Below are 17,710 nucleotides of genomic sequence, written 5' to 3' on the forward strand. Positions count from 1 at the left end.
TAGAATGGCTAAGAAAGTTGCAGGCCAGCTGAAGCTGCAGGTTCCGGCCGGATCGGCGACGCCGTCGCCTCCGATCGGCCCGGCGCTCGGTCAGCGTGGCATCAACATCATGGAGTTCTGCAAGGCGTTTAACGCCCAGACCCAGGAGCAGGAAAAGGGCTCCCCGATCCCGGTAGTCATCACCTACTATCAGGACAAGTCCTTCACCTTCGCGATGAAGACCCCTCCGGTAAGCTACTTCCTGAAGAAGGCAGCGAACCTGAAAAGCGGCTCCAAGGAGCCGGGCAAGGAAGTAGCCGGCAAGATCACCCGCGACCAGGTGCGCGAGATCGCCGAGAAGAAGATGCCTGACCTCAACGCCGCCGACGTCGAAGCGGCGATGGCGATGGTCGAGGGTTCGGCACGTTCCATGGGTCTTGAGGTGACGGGTTAATACGATGGCCAAGAAGCAAGGAAAGCGTATCCGCGCAGCCCGCGAGGGCATCGACCGCACCAAACTCTATGGTCTCGAAGAGGCCGTCGAGATGATCAAGACCCGTGCGGCGAACACCAAGTTCGACGAGACGGTCGAGATCGCGATCAATCTCGGCGTCGACCCACGCCATGCGGACCAGATGGTTCGCGGCGTCGTCAATTTGCCGAACGGGACAGGCCGCGACGTTCGAGTCGCTGTTTTCGCCCGTGGTGACAAGGCTGAAGAGGCGAAGGCTGCCGGCGCTGATATCGTCGGTGCTGAAGACCTCGTCGAGCAGGTTCAGGGCGGTCAGATCGACTTCGACCGCGCGATCGCAACGCCGGATATGATGGCCCTTGTTGGCCGCCTCGGTAAGGTTCTCGGTCCCCGCGGACTCATGCCGAATCCGCGCGTCGGTACCGTGACTCCGGACGTCACGGCCGCGGTTAAGGCATCGAAGGGCGGTGCCGTCGAGTTCCGCGTCGAGAAGGCGGGTATCGTTCACGCCGGTGTCGGCAAGGCCAGCTTCGGTGCAGACAAGATCACCGAGAACATCCGTGCCTTCGCGGACGCGGTGAACAAAGCGAAACCATCGGGCGCCAAGGGCAATTACGTGAAGCGTATCGCTCTGACCTCAACCATGGGCCCCGGCGTCAAGGTCGATCCGTCGACCATGTCGGCGGCGGCGAGCGCCTGAGGCGACGTCTTTCAGCGAGCGGGCTCCGCGCCTATATGCGGCGCTCGCTTGTTAAAGGGAATTCCGGGGCGACCCGGATGACAAGGGGAGGTGGTTTCGATCGCCTCCTTAATGCCTGTCCGAGACTGTAAGGCGGGCTCCCGCAGGGGTGCCCATAATCGTCAGATAGCCTTCATGAGACGGGGTGATGTCCGAAAACTCTCAGAGCCTTGGCTCTGTCACTTCGGTTCGAACCTCTGAATGCCTTGTGCCGGCTGTCGGTTCCATTCGGAACTCAGGCGCAGTCCGAACCAAGGGGACAGGATCTCCGAGCGTCGCTCAGAAGGTCCAACCTTTCGGCGGCGCGTATGTCAACCGGCTTTCGGGATCTTCGCACGAAGACCTGAAGCCAAACAGGAGAGAGGCAGTGGAAAGAGCGGAAAAGCGCGAATTCGTCACGCAGCTCAACCAGTCGTTCCAGGACGCTGGCGTCGTTGTCGTGGCCCACTATGCCGGTCTCACGGTCGCGAACATGAACGATCTTCGTTCACAGATGCGCGCGGCCGGAGGCACCGTCAAAGTCGCGAAGAACCGCCTTGCCAAGATCGCTCTTCAGGGCACGGACGCCGAAGGCATCTCGAATCTGTTCGAGGGCCAGACGTTGATCGCTTATTCGAGCGATCCGGTCGCGGCGGCCAAGGTTTCCAACGACTTCTCCAAGAAGAACGACAAGCTCGTGATTCTCGGCGGTGCGTTGGGTGCCACCACGCTCGATGCGGACGGTGTGAAGGCTTTGGCCGACCTACCGTCGCTGGACGAACTGCGCGGCAAGCTTGTGGGTATGATCCAGACCCCGGCTACCCGTATCGCAGGCGTCGTTCAGGCCCCGGCGGGCCAGCTCGCCCGGGTTCTCAATGCGTATGCCACGAAGGACGAAGCGGCGTGAGGTTCAGGTTCCTCGCTGCTCAAACTCAAGTTCGAATCGTAAAGGAAAAGAAACATGGCTGATCTCGCCAAGATCGTTGAAGACCTTTCGGCACTGACCGTCCTCGAGGCGGCTGAGCTGTCGAAGATGCTCGAAGAGAAGTGGGGCGTCTCCGCCGCCGCTCCGGTTGCCGTTGCAGGCGCTGCGGGTGCTGCTGGTGGTGCCGCCGAGGCTGAAGAAGAGCAGACCGAGTTCACGGTCGTTCTCGCCGAAGCCGGCTCTTCGAAGATCAACGTCATCAAGGAAGTCCGCGGCCTTACCGGTCTCGGCCTCAAGGAGGCGAAGGATCTCGTCGACAATGCGCCGAAGCCGATCAAGGAAGGCGTCGACAAGGACGAGGCCAACAAGATCAAGGAACAGCTCGAAAAGGCAGGCGCCAAGGTCGAGCTTAAGTAAGTGCGGCTCATGCCGCGCTGAAACAATCGCGTTTCAACGTGGGCGGGACGGCGAAATGCCGTTCCGCCTTCCGTGCTGAAAAGAGGTTTCGCGAACAGCGCGCACCTCGAACGTGGATGAAAGTCCGGCGACACAGGGCTTCAAGCGCGTTTCCTGACGCCTCCCGACTGAGGCGTGAGGAAACGCGGGAACCTCGGGCGCATTGAGGTTCGCCTTGCCGTTTGCCCCGCGCGGATTGCCGACGCGCGGGTCTCTCCCTTCGACGGGAGATGCAATTGAAAGCCCTCTGGTCAAGGGCGACACATTACGAGAGGAGCGACGATGTCACAGACGACGACGTTCAGCGGTCGCAGGCGCGTACGCAAGGTTTTCGGTCACATCCCCGAAGTTGCCGAGATGCCGAATCTGATCGAGGTCCAGAAGGCCTCCTACGATCAGTTTCTGATGATCGAAGAGCCGGAAGGCGGGCGCACGGACGACGGTCTCCAGGCCGTCTTCAAATCGGTCTTCCCGATCCAGGATTTCTCCGGACAGGCGATGCTCGAATTCGTGAAATACGAGTTCGAACCGCCGAAGTTCGACGTGGAAGAATGCCGCCAGCGCGACCTTACCTATGCGGTTCCGCTGAAGGTCACGCTGCGCCTCATCGTATTCGATGTCGACGAGGACACCGGCTCCAAGTCCATCAAGGACATCAAGGAGCAGGACGTCTACATGGGCGACATGCCGGTCATGACCGGCAACGGCACGTTCATCGTGAACGGCACCGAGCGCGTCATCGTCTCGCAGATGCACCGCTCGCCGGGCGTCTTCTTCGATCATGACAAGGGCAAGACCCACTCCTCCGGCAAGCTGCTCTTCGCCGGTCGCGTGATTCCCTACCGCGGCTCCTGGCTCGACATCGAGTTCGACGCCAAGGACGTCGTCCATGCGCGTATCGACCGTCGCCGCAAGATTCCTGCGACGAGCCTCCTGATGGCGCTCGGCATGGATGGTGAGGAGATCCTGTCGACCTTCTACAACTTCGTCGAGTTCAAAAAGGACAAGAAGGGTTGGCGCGCGCCGTTTTCGGTCGAGCGCGTGCGCAATCAGGGCATGATCACCGACCTCGTCGACGCCGATTCCGGCGAAGTGCTGGTCGAGGCCGGCAAGAAGGTCACGGCGCGTCAGGCCCGTAAGCTTGCCGAGCAGGGCGTCAAGGCGTTCCGCGTCTCGGAAGAGGATATCTACGGCAACTATCTCGCCGAGGACATCGTCAACTTCGAGACGGGCGAGGTTTATCTCGAAGCCGGCGACGAGCTCGACGAAAAGACGCTGCAGGTTCTGATCGACGCCGGTTACGAGAGCTTCCAGGTTCTCGACGTCGACCACGTCAACATCGGCTCCTATATCCGCAACACGCTGGCAGTGGACAAGAACGAGAGCCGTCAGGACGCGCTCTTCGACATCTACCGCGTGATGCGCCCGGGCGAGCCTCCGACGATGGAAACGGCGGAGGCCATGTTCCAGTCGCTGTTCTTCGACGCCGAGCGTTACGACCTTTCGGCCGTCGGCCGCGTGAAGATGAACATGCGTCTCGACGTTCAGGCCGAGGACACGGTCCGCACGCTACGCAAGGAAGACATCATCGCCGTCGTCAAGACGCTGGTGGACCTTCGCGATGGCCGCGGCGAGATCGACGACATCGACAATCTCGGCAACCGCCGTGTGCGTTCGGTCGGCGAGCTGATGGAGAATCAGTACCGCGTCGGCCTTCTCCGCATGGAGCGCGCGATCAAGGAGCGTATGTCCTCTGTCGAGATCGACACGGTCATGCCGCAGGACCTGATCAACGCGAAACCTGCGGCTGCTGCCGTGCGCGAGTTCTTCGGTTCCTCTCAGCTCTCGCAGTTCATGGACCAAACGAATCCGCTCTCGGAGATCACCCACAAGCGCCGCCTCTCAGCGCTTGGACCGGGCGGTCTGACACGGGAACGCGCAGGCTTCGAGGTGCGCGACGTTCACCCGACCCACTACGGCCGCATCTGCCCAATCGAGACGCCGGAAGGCCCGAATATCGGTCTCATCAACTCGCTCGCGACTTTCGCGCGCGTCAACAAGTACGGCTTCATCGAGAGCCCGTACCGGCGCGTCGTCGAGGGCAAGGTGACGAACGAGGTCGTCTATCTGTCGGCGATGGAGGAGTCCAAGCATCACGTCGCCCAGGCGAACGCGATCTTGACGGACGACAACACGTTCCAGAACGAGTTCGTCGTCTGCCGTCACGCCGGCGACGTTTTCATGACGCCGCGCGAAAACGTGGACCTGATGGACGTGTCGCCGAAGCAGCTTGTTTCGGTGGCCGCGGCGCTGATCCCGTTCCTGGAAAACGACGATGCGAACCGCGCTCTCATGGGCTCGAACATGCAGCGTCAGGCCGTGCCGCTGGTGCGCGCCGAGGCGCCGTTCGTCGGCACCGGCATGGAGCCGATAGTTGCTCGTGACTCGGGCGCTGCAATCGGTGCCCGCCGGACGGGTATCGTCGACCAGGTCGACGCGACGCGTATCGTCATCCGCGCGACGGAAGATCTCGAAGCCGGCAAGTCGGGCGTCGACATCTACCGGCTGATGAAGTTCCAGCGCTCGAACCAGAACACCTGTATCAACCAGCGTCCGCTGGTCGCCGTGGGTGACCGGGTCGAGAAGGGCGACATCCTCGCCGACGGTCCGTCGACCGATCTCGGCGATCTCGCGCTCGGCCGGAACGTGCTCGTCGCGTTCATGCCATGGAACGGCTACAACTACGAGGACTCGATCCTCCTGTCCGAGCGTATCGTCTCCGATGACGTCTTCACCTCGATCCATATCGAGGAGTTCGAGGTCATGGCGCGTGATACCAAGCTTGGGCCGGAAGAGATCACGCGGGATATTCCGAACGTTTCGGAAGAGGCCCTGCGCAATCTCGACGAGGCTGGCATCGTCTATATCGGTGCCGAGGTTCAGCCGGGTGACATTCTCGTCGGCAAGATCACGCCGAAGGGCGAGAGCCCGATGACGCCGGAGGAGAAGCTCCTGCGCGCCATCTTCGGCGAGAAGGCCTCGGATGTCCGCGATACGTCGAGCCGCATGCCTCCGGGCACATACGGCACGGTCGTCGAGGTGCGCGTCTTCAATCGGCACGGCGTCGAGAAGGACGAGCGTGCCATGGCGATCGAGCGCGAGGAGATCGAGCGTCTCGCCAAGGACCGCGACGACGAGCAGGCGATCCTAGACCGCAACGTCTATGGCCGTCTGGTCGAAATGCTGTCCGGCAAGCAAGGCATCGCAGGTCCCAAGGGCTTCAAGCGCGGTACCGAGATCAACCAGGAGGTGATGGAGGAATATCCCCGCTCGCAGTGGTGGATGTTCGCCGTTGAGGACGAGAAGCTTCAGGGCGAGCTCGAGGATCTTCGCAAGGTCTATGACGAAGCGAAGAAGACCCTCGAAGCCCGCTTCATGGACAAGGTCGAGAAGGTGCAGCGCGGCGACGAACTGCCGCCCGGCGTCATGAAGCAGGTCAAGGTCTTCGTCGCGGTCAAGCGCAAGATCCAGCCAGGCGACAAGATGGCCGGCCGTCACGGCAACAAGGGCGTCGTCTCGCGCATTGTGCCGGTGGAGGACATGCCCTTCACCGAGGACGGTACGCATGCCGACATCGTCCTGAACCCGCTCGGCGTTCCTTCGCGTATGAACGTCGGACAGATCCTCGAAACCCACCTCGGCTGGGCCTGTTCGGGCATGGGCAAGAAGATCGGTGCGATGTTGGAGGCCTATCAGGAGAACAACGACGTAGCCCCGCTGCGTCAGGAGATCTCTGGGTTGCTCGGCGACAACGACCGCAACGAGAAGGTCAAGGACTACGACGACGACAGCGTCATCACGCTCGCCAAGCAGATGTCGAAGGGTGTCTCGATCGCGACCCCGGTCTTCGACGGTGCGAACGAGAAGGACATCGTGGAATGGCTCGAAGGGGCGGGGCTCAACGGCTCCGGTCAGGTCACGCTCTATGACGGGCGGACAGGCGAACCCTTCGACCGTCAGGTGACCGTCGGCTACATCTACATGCTGAAGCTGCACCACCTGGTGGACGATAAGATCCACGCCCGTTCGATCGGTCCCTACTCGCTCGTCACCCAGCAGCCGCTGGGCGGTAAGGCGCAGTTCGGTGGACAGCGCTTCGGCGAGATGGAGGTGTGGGCACTCGAAGCATACGGTGCGGCCTACACGCTGCAGGAGATGCTGACGGTGAAGTCGGACGACGTTGCCGGTCGTACCAAGGTCTACGAGGCGATCGTGCGCGGCGACGACGCGTTCGAGTCCGGTATTCCGGAGAGCTTCAACGTTCTCGTCAAGGAGATGCGTTCGCTCGGTCTCGACGTGGATCTGGCGAACAATCCGGAGAACGCCGGAGGCGGCGTCGAAGAATTGCCCGACGCGGCCGAGTAAGGCCGCGCGATACGAAAGGCCGAGCCATCTCGGCCAAGCCGCTGGCGTTTTCAGAAGGACCGGAAACGCCAGCGTTCGAGTATCGACGAATTTCAGCGGTCTCGGATGCGAACCGCTATCAAAAGGCGAAAGCCTTGAAGGAGACAGCGCATGAACCAAGAGGTCATGAACATCTTCAACCCGCAGGTCGCCGCCCAGACCTTCGATACGATCCGTATCTCGCTGGCGAGCCCTGAAAAGATCCTGTCCTGGTCGTTCGGCGAGATCAAGAAGCCCGAGACAATCAACTACCGCACTTTCAAGCCCGAGCGCGACGGCCTGTTCTGCGCGCGCATCTTCGGTCCGATCAAGGACTACGAATGCCTGTGCGGCAAGTACAAGCGCATGAAGTACAAGGGCATCATCTGCGAAAAATGCGGCGTCGAGGTCACCCTCAGCCGCGTTCGCCGCGAGCGCATGGGCCATATCGAGCTCGCCGCGCCCGTCGCCCATATCTGGTTTCTGAAATCTCTGCCGAGCCGCATCGCGACGCTGCTCGACATGACGCTGAAGGACATCGAGCGGGTTCTCTATTTCGAGAACTACATCGTCACCGAGCCTGGCCTGACGACGCTTCAGGAGAACCAACTTCTCTCCGAAGAAGAGTACATGATCGCCGTCGACGAGTTCGGCGAGGATCAGTTCACGGCCCATATCGGGGCCGAAGCGATTCAAGAACTCCTGCGCTCCATGGATCTTGAGGAGATCGCCTCGCAGCTTCGCGAGGAGCTGGCCGCGACGTCTTCGGAGTTGAAGACGAAAAAGCTGATGAAGCGCCTAAAGATTGTCGAGAACTTCATCGAGTCGGGAAACCGGCCCGAATGGATGATCATGACGATCGTTCCGGTGATCCCGCCTGATCTGCGCCCGCTCGTGCCGCTGGACGGCGGCCGCTTCGCGACGTCGGACCTCAACGATCTCTATCGCCGCGTCATCAACCGTAACAACCGCCTGAAGCGGCTTATCGAACTTCGTGCGCCCGGCATCATCGTGCGCAACGAGAAGCGCATGCTGCAGGAAGCCGTCGACGCGCTCTTCGACAACGGCCGCCGCGGCCGCGTTATCACGGGTGCCAACAAGCGTCCGCTGAAGTCGCTTTCGGACATGCTGAAGGGCAAGCAGGGTCGCTTCCGTCAGAACCTCCTCGGCAAGCGCGTCGACTATTCGGGTCGTTCGGTCATCGTAACCGGTCCGAACCTGAAGCTGCACCAGTGCGGCCTGCCGAAGAAGATGGCGCTCGAGCTCTTCAAGCCGTTCATCTACGCGCGTCTTGACGCCAAGGGTTACTCGTCCACTGTGAAGCAGGCGAAGAAGCTGGTCGAGAAGGAGCGTCCGGAAGTCTGGGATATCCTCGACGAGGTCATCCGCGAACATCCGGTTCTCCTGAACCGCGCGCCGACGCTGCACCGTCTCGGCATCCAGGCTTTCGAGCCGGTCCTCATTGAGGGCAAGGCGATCCAGCTACACCCGCTCGTCTGCACGGCGTTCAACGCCGACTTCGACGGCGACCAGATGGCGGTTCACGTGCCGCTTTCCATCGAGGCGCAGCTCGAAGCCCGCGTGCTGATGATGTCGACCAACAACATCCTGCATCCGGCGAACGGCGCACCGATCATCGTGCCGTCGCAGGACATGGTTCTGGGGCTCTACTACCTCTCGATCATGAACGAGAACGAGCCGGGCGAGGGCATGGCCTTCTCCGACATCGGTGAGATGGAGCATGCACTGAACGCCGGTTCGGTAACGCTGCACTCGAAGATCAAGGGCCGGTTCAAGACGATCGATTCCGACGGTAATCCGGTCTCCAAGATCTACGAGACGACACCGGGCCGTATGCTCATCGGTGCGCTTCTGCCGAAGAACGCCTCGGTGCCCTTCGAGACCTGCAACCAGTTGATGACCAAGAAGATGATCTCGAAGATGATCGACACGGTCTATCGCCACTGCGGGCAGAAGGAGACGGTGATCTTCTGCGACCAGATCATGCAGCTCGGCTTTAAGCATGCCTGCCTCGCCGGCATCTCGTTCGGCAAGGACGACATGCTGATTCCGGACACCAAGAAGAACATGATCGGCGAGACCCAGGCGCTCGCGAAGGAATACGAGCAGCAGTACAATGACGGCCTAATTACCCAGGGCGAGAAGTACAACAAGGTGGTCGATGCCTGGGCCAAGTGCACGGACAAGATCGCCGACGAGATGATGGGCCGCATCAAGGCGATCGAGTTCGACGAGAACAAACGGCAGAAGCCGATGAACTCGATCTACATGATGTCGCACTCCGGCGCCCGTGGTTCACCAACCCAGATGCGCCAGCTTGCGGCGATGCGCGGCCTGATGACCAAGCCTTCGGGCGAGATCATCGAGACGCCAATCATCTCGAACTTCAAGGAAGGCCTCACGGTTCTCGAATACTTCAACTCCACCCACGGTGCCCGTAAGGGCCTCGCGGATACGGCGCTGAAGACCGCGAACTCGGGTTACCTGACCCGCCGTCTCGTCGACGTCGCGCAGGACTGCATCATCACGCAGACCGATTGCGGCACGGAGAACGGTCTCACCATGCAGCCGATCGTCGATGCCGGTCAGGTGGTCGCTTCGATCGGCCAGCGAATTCTCGGCCGTACGGCGCTTGTCGATGTGAACCACCCGGTAACGGGCGAGGTGATCGTCGAAGGCGGCCGGATGATCGAAGAGGCCGATGTCGAGCAGATCGAGAAAGCCGGCATCCAGTCGGTTCAGATCCGCTCGGCGCTGACCTGCGAAATACGCACCGGTATCTGCGGCGTCTGCTACGGCCGTGATCTGGCACGCGGGACGCCGGTCAACATGGGCGAGGCTGTCGGCGTCATCGCGGCGCAGTCGATCGGCGAGCCTGGCACCCAGCTCACCATGCGCACCTTCCACATGGGCGGTACGGCGCAGGTGGTCGATAGCTCGTTCCTCGAAGCCTCCTACGAGGGAAAGGTCGCGATCCGTAACCGGAACGTCGTCCGCAACTCGGAAGGCAATCTCGTCGCGATGGGCCGCAACATGGCGATCCTCATCCTCGACGAGAAAGGCATGGAGCGCGCCGCGCACCGCGTCACTTACGGCTCGCGCGTCTATGTGGACGATGGCGACTCCGTCCGTCGCGGCCAGCGTATCGCCGAGTGGGACCCGTATACCCGCCCGGTTCTGACCGAGCTCGACGGTGTGGTGGAATTCGAGGATCTGGTCGACGGCGTTTCCGTCACCGAGCAGACCGACGAATCGACCGGTATCACCAAGCGTGCGGTCATCGACTGGCGGGCTTCCCCGCGCGGTACCGATCTCAAGCCCGCGATCGTCATCAAGGGCAAGGACGGCGAAGTACAGAAGCTGGCGCGCGGCAACGACGCCCGTTACTTCCAGTCGGTCGACGCGATTCTATCCGTGGAGCCGGGCCAGAAGGTTACGGCGGGCGATGTGCTCTCGCGTATTCCGATGGAAAGCGCCAAGACGAAGGACATCACGGGCGGCCTGCCGCGCGTGGCCGAACTCTTCGAGGCGCGCAAGCCGAAGGACAACGCGATCATCGCCGAGATCGACGGTACGGTGAAGTTCGGACGCGACTACAAGAACAAGCGCCGCATCATCGTCGAGCCCGCAGAGGAGGGCGTCGAGCCAGCCGAATACCTGATCCCGAAGGGCAAGCCGTTCCATCTCCAGGAAGGCGACATCGTGGAGAAGGGCGACTACATCCTCGACGGCAATCCGGCACCGCACGACATCCTGGCGATCAAGGGCGTGGAGGCTCTCGCGAGCTATCTCGTCAACGAGATCCAGGAGGTCTACCGGCTGCAGGGCGTGTTGATCAACGACAAGCACATCGAGGTCATCGTCCGGCAGATGCTGCAGAAAGTGGAGATCACCGAGTCCGGCGATTCCACCTACATCCCGGGCGACCATGTCGACCGGATCGAGCTGGCGGAACTGAACGAGAAACTGGAAGCCGACGGCCGTAAGCCGGCATCGGGCGTTCCGGTTCTTCTGGGTATCACCAAGGCTTCCCTGCAGACGCCGTCCTTCATCTCGGCGGCCTCCTTCCAGGAGACCACCCGCGTCCTCACGGAGGCGGCAGTGGCCGGCAAGATGGATACATTGCAGGGTCTGAAGGAAAACGTCATCGTCGGCCGCCTCATCCCGGCGGGCACCGGCGGAATGATGACGCAGATCCGGCGTATCGCGAGTTCACGAGACGACCTCATCCTCGAGGATCGCCGCAAGGCCGCGAACCAGGCGGAAAGCGACAATCTCCTGACCTCGATCGATAACGCGGCCGAATAAGCCGCGCTCTGGTCAGGCATACCGCGACATTGAAAAGGCCGCCTTTCGAGGCGGCCTTTTTTGCGTTCAATCGCGAGAAGTCCGCGGAACTCCGACCAACGACAGCTTCCGACGATTGCATCCAACTGGGCTTGATATGCTCGGCCACTGCATCCTCGGCTCCAAGAATCGAAAGCGCGATATTGCGCTTACCAATCTTAATCACTCTTCGTTTAACGTTCGCCGGACCGTTTCCAGAATGTGCGACCCGTTTATGGCCGAGAGAAACATACTTCGACTTAGCTTCGAGGAAGGCGATCTTTACACTCCTCGCCTTATTGCGTTGTCCTACGGACTGCTCCTATCGGTCACGCTCGTCATATTTTCGAGTATCTCTTTGGATCGAGGCGTACTGGAAAAAATATCGCCCATTCTCCCGATGGACTTCGGTCTACTGGAAACGTCCGTTTCCTCTTTATGTGCATTGGCGGCGTTCTTTCTTGCGCTTGCGCTCACTCCAAACAGCCAACTCGAAGAGATCAGACCCGCACACTTCCGTTGTTATGCGGCATATGCGGCGGTCATGAGCTCAATTGTCGTTGCGACATTGACACTCACTGTCTTCTTTCCATCCTTCTTTCTCTATCACGTGAAAGAACTGCGAATTATATCGTTGTCTCAGGAATTGCTCCTGTTGGCCTCCGGAATCATACTTACCAAGATTGCAATAGACGCACTGAAGAGAAGGCCTCCCTCCTTATTCGGCGTACCCGGATACTGCTTGATATTAATAATGTCGTTTGCTGTTTGGATCTTGTTCCTGGAGGAAATATCCTACGGACAACACATAATTGGTTGGTCAACACCGGCTATCTTCGACGGGAACATTCAATTTGAAACGAATATCCACAATTTTCATACAAACAAGTTCGAGTTCATATATTACAACGTCGCAATGGCTGTATTCATCATTCTGCCATTTATTCGTCAGGAAATTGGACGATATTTCCTGAAGAAAACCCTGTTTTATATACCGTCTGTTCGCTTTGGCGTTTATAGTCTGCCGATGTTGTGCCTTTTCTACGAAAGTTGGACCATCATCCCGTATAGGATTGAGTGGATCTTCGGCATGTTCGTCCTGATTCTGTGTTTGTACAAACTTCCTTCAGGTGAACGGTTCATCGCTCAGGGAATGAGTGCTGTCTATGTCATCGGTTCCTGTTTGATCCTCGTTCTTGGTGCCAATCTCATTGACGGATACGAGGTCGAGGAGATGAGGGAATTAGCGATATGCGTTTCTCTATTTGCTTATTCCCTCTGGCTGGCGAACGGGGTGAAAGCGCGGAGCGAACGACCAGAACCTGATGAAGCTCTGAGGTCTTGAAAGCCGAACACCTGTCGGTTCAGTTGGATGCCCGTGAGGGCAGCGTCAGCCCCAAAGAGTGGAGATCTCAGGCGAGGCACGACAGGTCGAGGAGTTAGCGAGGCGGACGAGTTCCGAAACCCGGATCGGATGCTGACCGTAGATTCGGTCAGCTGCCCAGCGCGCTAAATCTATAGCGCTCCTTTCAGGCGTTGCGAGGCCGCGCGGCGGCAAGATGTTGGCGTCTTTCTCGCGCGATCGCACTACTGAAGGAGCTCTGGAAAACGAGGAACTCCACAGTCGAGCCTTCAATGGGAACTCGACACGAAGCTTCGTTTCATGGTCGGGAAAACCCCATGCTTCGGAGGGTTGACGCGATGCAGCCAAGTCGTTAAGTAGCCCGCAACCAAGCCGATGTGAGGCCGAATCTTTCCCTGGACGCCACGTCCGGGAGCCTTGGTTGCCTCAAACAAGGTTTGATCAACGAGACGAAAATCTCTGGTGCACGATCGTTTCAATCGAAGCGATCCTCTGGTTTTCGACCGAGCGCCTTTCCCAACCTTTCGGGAATTGGGCTGCTCGGTTTCGCGCATGACGATGGAGCGGCCATTCGGATCGTATCTCGTCGGCCGCACAGGATTTGGTTCGTTCCGGTCACGGGAACGAGGGAAAGAGTTAAGGGGAAGGCCCAAATGCCGACCATCAACCAGCTGATCCGCAAGCCGCGTATTCGGCCTGCCGAGCGAAACACGGTGCCGGCGCTCGAAGCCAACCCGCAGAAGCGGGGCGTCTGCACCCGCGTCTACACGACGACCCCGAAGAAGCCGAACTCGGCGCTGCGTAAGGTCGCCAAGGTCCGTCTCGTAAACGGCTACGAAGTCATCGGCTACATTCCGGGCGAGGGGCATAACCTTCAGGAGCACTCGGTGGTCATGATCCGCGGCGGACGCGTGAAGGACTTGCCGGGCGTTCGCTATCATATCATCCGCGGTGTTCTGGATACCCAGGGCGTCAAGAACCGCAAGCAGCGCCGTTCGAAGTACGGCGCGAAGCGTCCGAAGTAATCCCGCGCAACCATTGAAGACGAAGAGCAACTGAATGTCCCGTCGCCATAGCGCCGAAAAGAGAGAGATCAATCCGGACCCGAAGTTCGGCGATCTCGTCGTGTCGAAGTTCATGAACGCCGTGATGTACGACGGCAAAAAGTCCGTCGCAGAGCGCATCGTCTACGGCGCGTTCGATACGGTTCAGGAAAAGACTCGCCAGGAGCCTGTCGCGATTTTCCACCAAGCGCTTGAGAACATCGCGCCGCACGTGGAGGTTCGCTCACGCCGCGTCGGCGGTGCCACCTATCAGGTCCCGGTCGATGTCCGTCCCGAACGCCGTCAGGCTCTCGCAATCCGCTGGCTGATAACGGCCGCGCGTAATCGCAACGAGACGACCATGGTCGATCGTCTGTCGGGTGAACTGATGGACGCTGCCAACAACCGCGGTACTGCCGTGAAGAAGCGCGAAGACACGCATCGCATGGCCGATGCCAACCGCGCCTTCTCGCACTACCGCTGGTAAATTTCGCTTCGAATTCGAGAGACGAGCCCTATGGCACGCGATTATAAAATCGAAGACTACCGTAACTTCGGCATCATGGCCCACATCGATGCCGGCAAGACGACCACGACCGAACGCATCCTCTTCTATACCGGCAAGTCCCATAAGATCGGTGAAGTCCACGACGGCGCCGCAACCATGGACTGGATGGAGCAGGAGCAGGAGCGCGGCATCACGATCACGTCGGCCGCGACGACGACGTTCTGGGAAGGCCGTGACGGCAAGAAGCGCCGCTTTAATATCATCGACACTCCTGGCCACGTCGACTTCACGATCGAGGTCGAGCGTTCGCTGCGCGTGCTTGACGGCGCGATCGCGCTCCTCGACGCCAATGCCGGTGTCGAGCCGCAGACCGAGACGGTCTGGCGTCAGGCCGACAAGTACGAAGTTCCGCGGATGATCTTCGTCAACAAGATGGACAAGATCGGCGCAGACTTCTTCCGCTGCGTCGAGATGATCAAGTCGCGTCTTGGTGCGCGTCCGATCGTCATTCAGCTGCCGATCGGTGCAGAGAGCGAGCTCAAGGGCGTCGTCGACCTCATCGAGATGAAAGCGTACATCTGGCGCGACGAGACGCTCGGCGCTCAGTGGGACATCCTCGATATCCCAGCGGACATGCAGGCCCAGGCTGAGGAATATCGCGAAGCGATGATCGAGGCTGCCGTCGAACTCGACGAAGGCGCGATGGAGCGTTACCTCGAGGGCGAGATGCCGTCGAACGACGAGATCCGCAAACTGATCCGCAAGGGTACCTGCGACGTCTGGTTCACGCCGATCCTCTGCGGCTCTGCCTTCAAGAACAAGGGCGTTCAGCCGTTGCTTGACGCCGTCGTCGACTTCCTGCCGTCGCCGGTCGAGGTGAAGGCGATCCGCGGTATCGACCCGAAGAACGAAGAAGAGATCATCCGCAAGTCGTCGGACGATGAGCCGCTCTCGATGCTGGCCTTCAAGATCATGAACGACCCATTCGTCGGCTCGCTCACCTTTGCTCGCGTCTATTCCGGTGTTCTGACCAAGGGCTCGTCCCTGATGAACACCGTGAAGGAGAAGAAAGAGCGCATCGGCCGCATGCTGCAGATGCACTCAAACTCGCGCTCCGATATCGAAGAGGCCTATGCGGGCGACATCGTCGCTCTTGCCGGTCTCAAGGACACGACCACGGGCGACACGCTTTGCGATCCGCTGAAGCCTGTCATTCTGGAGCGTATGGAGTTCCCCGATCCGGTCATCGAGATCGCGATCGAGCCGAAGACGAAGGCCGACCAGGAGAAGATGGGCCTCGCGCTCAACCGTCTCGCGGCCGAGGATCCCTCCTTCCGCGTCAAGACCGATGAAGAGTCCGGTCAGACGATCATCGCCGGTATGGGCGAGCTTCACCTCGACATTCTCGTCGATCGCATGAAGCGCGAATTCAAGGTCGAGGCGAATGTGGGTGCGCCGCAGGTCGCTTATCGTGAGACGATCTCGCGTCCGGCCGATGTGGACTACACCCACAAGAAGCAGACCGGTGGCACGGGTCAGTTCGCTCGCGTCAAGCTCTCTTTCGCTCCGGCGGAACTAGGCGAAGGCTTCTCTTTCGAGTCCAAGATCGTTGGCGGTTCTGTTCCGAAGGAATACATCCCGGGCGTCGAAAAGGGTATCGCTTCGGTGATGACCTCGGGTCCGATTGCCGGATTCCCAATGGTCGACATCAAGGCCGAACTGACGGACGGCGCCTTCCACGACGTCGACTCCTCGGTTCTCGCCTTCGAAATCGCGTCCCGTGCGGCATTCCGTGAGGCCATTCAGAAGGCGGGTCCTCGTCTTCTCGAGCCGATCATGAAGGTCGAGGTCGTCACCCCTGAGGAATACATGGGCGACGTCATTGGTGATCTGAATTCGCGGCGTGGCCAGATCCAGGGCACCGAAAATCGCGGGATCGTTCAGGGCGTCAATGCCTTCGTTCCGCTGGCCAACATGTTCGGTTACGTGAACACGCTGCGTTCGATGTCTCAGGGCCGTGCCCAATACACGATGCAGTTCGATCACTACGAGCAGGTGCCGAACCAGGTCGCCGACGAGATCCAGAAGAAGTTCGCCTGATCTTTCGTGAAACCAATCCGGCTCTGATGAGCCAACTCATTAAGTGAATGGAGTGCCAGGATGGCCAAGAGCAAATTCGAGCGCAACAAGCCGCATGTGAACATCGGGACGATTGGTCATGTTGACCATGGCAAGACGACGCTGACGGCTGCGATCACGAAGTATTTCGGCGATTTCCGCGCCTATGACCAGATCGACGCGGCGCCGGAGGAGAAGGCGCGCGGCATCACGATCTCGACGGCGCATGTGGAGTACGAGACATCGGCCCGTCACTATGCCCATGTCGACTGCCCGGGCCATGCCGACTACGTGAAGAACATGATCACGGGCGCGGCTCAGATGGACGGCGCGATCCTCGTCTGCTCGGCGGCCGACGGCCCGATGCCGCAGACCCGCGAGCACATCCTGCTCGCCCGCCAGGTCGGCGTTCCGGCGATCGTCGTGTTCCTCAACAAGGTCGATCAGGTCGACGACGAGGAACTTCTGGAACTGGTCGAACTGGAGGTCCGCGAGCTCCTGAGTTCTTATGAGTTCCCGGGCGACGACATTCCGATCGTCAAGGGTTCGGCCCTTGCGGCTCTGGAAGGCAACAACCCGGAGATCGGCGAAGAGGCGATCAAGGCGCTGATGGCTCAGGTCGACGAGTACATTCCGACGCCTGCGCGTCCGGTCGACCAGCCGTTCCTGATGCCGATCGAGGACGTGTTCTCGATCTCGGGCCGCGGTACGGTCGTCACGGGCCGCGTCGAGCGCGGTGTTGTGAAGGTCGGCGAGGAAGTCGAGATCGTCGGCATCAAGGACACCAAGAAGACGACGGTGACCGGCGTCGAGATGTTCCGCAAGCTTCTGGACCAGGGCCAGGCGGGCGACAACATCGGCGCGCTGATCCGCGGCATCGACCGCGAGGGCGTCGAGCGCGGTCAGGTTCTGTGCAAGCCGGGTTCGGTGAAGCCGCACACGAAGTTCAAGGCCGAGGCCTACATCCTGACCAAGGACGAGGGCGGCCGTCATACGCCGTTCTTCACGAACTACCGTCCGCAGTTCTACTTCCGCACGACGGACGTGACGGGCGTCTGCACGCTGCCCGAGGGCACCGAGATGGTGATGCCGGGCGACAACGTGACGATGGATGTGACGCTGATCGTTCCGATCGCGATGGAGGAAAAGCTCCGCTTCGCGATCCGCGAAGGCGGCCGCACCGTCGGCGCCGGCATCGTCGCGAGCATCGTCGAGTAAGCGACAATTGAAGGTGGGCGCGCCCCGGCCATAGCGGGGCGCGTTTTTTCTTGGCCTTCGTCGACGAAGGCAGGCGGCCCGGCCGCCATTCGAATGGCTGACAAGAAGACAAAACGTTCG

General features: G+C 60.2%; 11 protein-coding genes. All 11 read left to right on the forward strand.

Annotated features, from left to right (window positions below):
• The first annotated feature begins 4 nt into the window (after positions 1 to 4).
• The 11 genes from rplK (at position 5) to tuf (ending at position 17,590) form a co-directional block, all read left to right on the forward strand.
• Positions 5 to 433 (forward strand): 50S ribosomal protein L11, encoded by a 429-nt coding sequence (gene rplK, locus FP2506_RS05175; protein ID WP_007066352.1) that lies wholly within the window; start codon positions 5 to 7, stop codon positions 431 to 433.
• A 4-nt stretch (positions 434 to 437) separates the two neighbouring features.
• Positions 438 to 1,151: a 50S ribosomal protein L1 gene (gene rplA, locus FP2506_RS05180; protein ID WP_007066353.1), complete on the forward strand. Its 714-nt coding sequence runs from the start codon at positions 438 to 440 to the stop codon at positions 1,149 to 1,151.
• A 406-nt stretch (positions 1,152 to 1,557) separates the two neighbouring features.
• A complete protein-coding gene (rplJ, locus tag FP2506_RS05185) occupies positions 1,558 to 2,076 on the forward strand; it encodes a 50S ribosomal protein L10 (RefSeq protein WP_007066354.1) in 519 nt (172 codons plus the stop codon).
• 54 nt (positions 2,077 to 2,130) lie between these two features.
• Positions 2,131 to 2,511 carry a 50S ribosomal protein L7/L12 gene (rplL, locus tag FP2506_RS05190; protein ID WP_007066355.1) on the forward strand — a complete coding sequence of 127 codons (381 nt, stop codon included), beginning with the start codon at positions 2,131 to 2,133 and terminating at the stop codon, positions 2,509 to 2,511.
• Between the two features lie 321 nt (positions 2,512 to 2,832).
• A complete protein-coding gene (rpoB, locus tag FP2506_RS05195; RefSeq protein ID WP_007066356.1) occupies positions 2,833 to 6,975 on the forward strand; it encodes a DNA-directed RNA polymerase subunit beta in 4,143 nt (1,380 codons plus the stop codon).
• Positions 6,976 to 7,125: 150 nt separating this feature from the next.
• Positions 7,126 to 11,322: a DNA-directed RNA polymerase subunit beta' gene (gene rpoC, locus FP2506_RS05200; RefSeq protein ID WP_007066357.1), complete on the forward strand. Its 4,197-nt coding sequence runs from the start codon at positions 7,126 to 7,128 to the stop codon at positions 11,320 to 11,322.
• A 253-nt stretch (positions 11,323 to 11,575) separates the two neighbouring features.
• Positions 11,576 to 12,685, forward strand: a complete 1,110-nt coding sequence (locus FP2506_RS05205) for a hypothetical protein (RefSeq protein ID WP_148227472.1) — start codon at positions 11,576 to 11,578, stop codon at positions 12,683 to 12,685.
• A gap of 671 nt (positions 12,686 to 13,356) precedes the next feature.
• Positions 13,357 to 13,728, forward strand: a complete 372-nt coding sequence (rpsL, locus tag FP2506_RS05210) for a 30S ribosomal protein S12 (RefSeq protein ID WP_007066359.1) — start codon at positions 13,357 to 13,359, stop codon at positions 13,726 to 13,728.
• 34 nt (positions 13,729 to 13,762) lie between these two features.
• Positions 13,763 to 14,233: a 30S ribosomal protein S7 gene (rpsG, locus tag FP2506_RS05215; RefSeq protein ID WP_007066360.1), complete on the forward strand. Its 471-nt coding sequence runs from the start codon at positions 13,763 to 13,765 to the stop codon at positions 14,231 to 14,233.
• A 30-nt stretch (positions 14,234 to 14,263) separates the two neighbouring features.
• Positions 14,264 to 16,354 (forward strand): elongation factor G, encoded by a 2,091-nt coding sequence (gene fusA / locus FP2506_RS05220; protein ID WP_007066361.1) that lies wholly within the window; start codon positions 14,264 to 14,266, stop codon positions 16,352 to 16,354.
• 60 nt (positions 16,355 to 16,414) lie between these two features.
• Entirely contained in the window at positions 16,415 to 17,590 is a 1,176-nt protein-coding gene (gene tuf / locus FP2506_RS05225) for an elongation factor Tu (protein ID WP_007066343.1), read from the forward strand.
• Positions 17,591 to 17,710 lie beyond the last annotated feature (120 nt).

This window comes from Fulvimarina pelagi HTCC2506, assembly GCF_000153705.1.
Taxonomy (GTDB): Bacteria; Pseudomonadota; Alphaproteobacteria; order Rhizobiales; family Rhizobiaceae; genus Fulvimarina; species Fulvimarina pelagi.

What these genes read in the sequence shown, in the direction of transcription:
- rplK (WP_007066352.1), top strand. Translation starts at nt 5, where the DNA reads ATGGCTAAGAAAGTTGCAGGCCAGCTGAAGCTGCAGGTTCCGGCCGGA.
- rplA (WP_007066353.1), top strand. Translation starts at nt 438, where the DNA reads ATGGCCAAGAAGCAAGGAAAGCGTATCCGCGCAGCCCGCGAGGGCATC.
- rplL (WP_007066355.1), top strand. Translation starts at nt 2,131, where the DNA reads ATGGCTGATCTCGCCAAGATCGTTGAAGACCTTTCGGCACTGACCGTC.
- rpoB (WP_007066356.1), top strand. Translation starts at nt 2,833, where the DNA reads ATGTCACAGACGACGACGTTCAGCGGTCGCAGGCGCGTACGCAAGGTT.
- rpoC (WP_007066357.1), top strand. Translation starts at nt 7,126, where the DNA reads ATGAACCAAGAGGTCATGAACATCTTCAACCCGCAGGTCGCCGCCCAG.
- FP2506_RS05205 (WP_148227472.1), top strand. Translation starts at nt 11,576, where the DNA reads ATGGCCGAGAGAAACATACTTCGACTTAGCTTCGAGGAAGGCGATCTT.
- rpsL (WP_007066359.1), top strand. Translation starts at nt 13,357, where the DNA reads ATGCCGACCATCAACCAGCTGATCCGCAAGCCGCGTATTCGGCCTGCC.
- rpsG (WP_007066360.1), top strand. Translation starts at nt 13,763, where the DNA reads ATGTCCCGTCGCCATAGCGCCGAAAAGAGAGAGATCAATCCGGACCCG.
- fusA (WP_007066361.1), top strand. Translation starts at nt 14,264, where the DNA reads ATGGCACGCGATTATAAAATCGAAGACTACCGTAACTTCGGCATCATG.
- tuf (WP_007066343.1), top strand. Translation starts at nt 16,415, where the DNA reads ATGGCCAAGAGCAAATTCGAGCGCAACAAGCCGCATGTGAACATCGGG.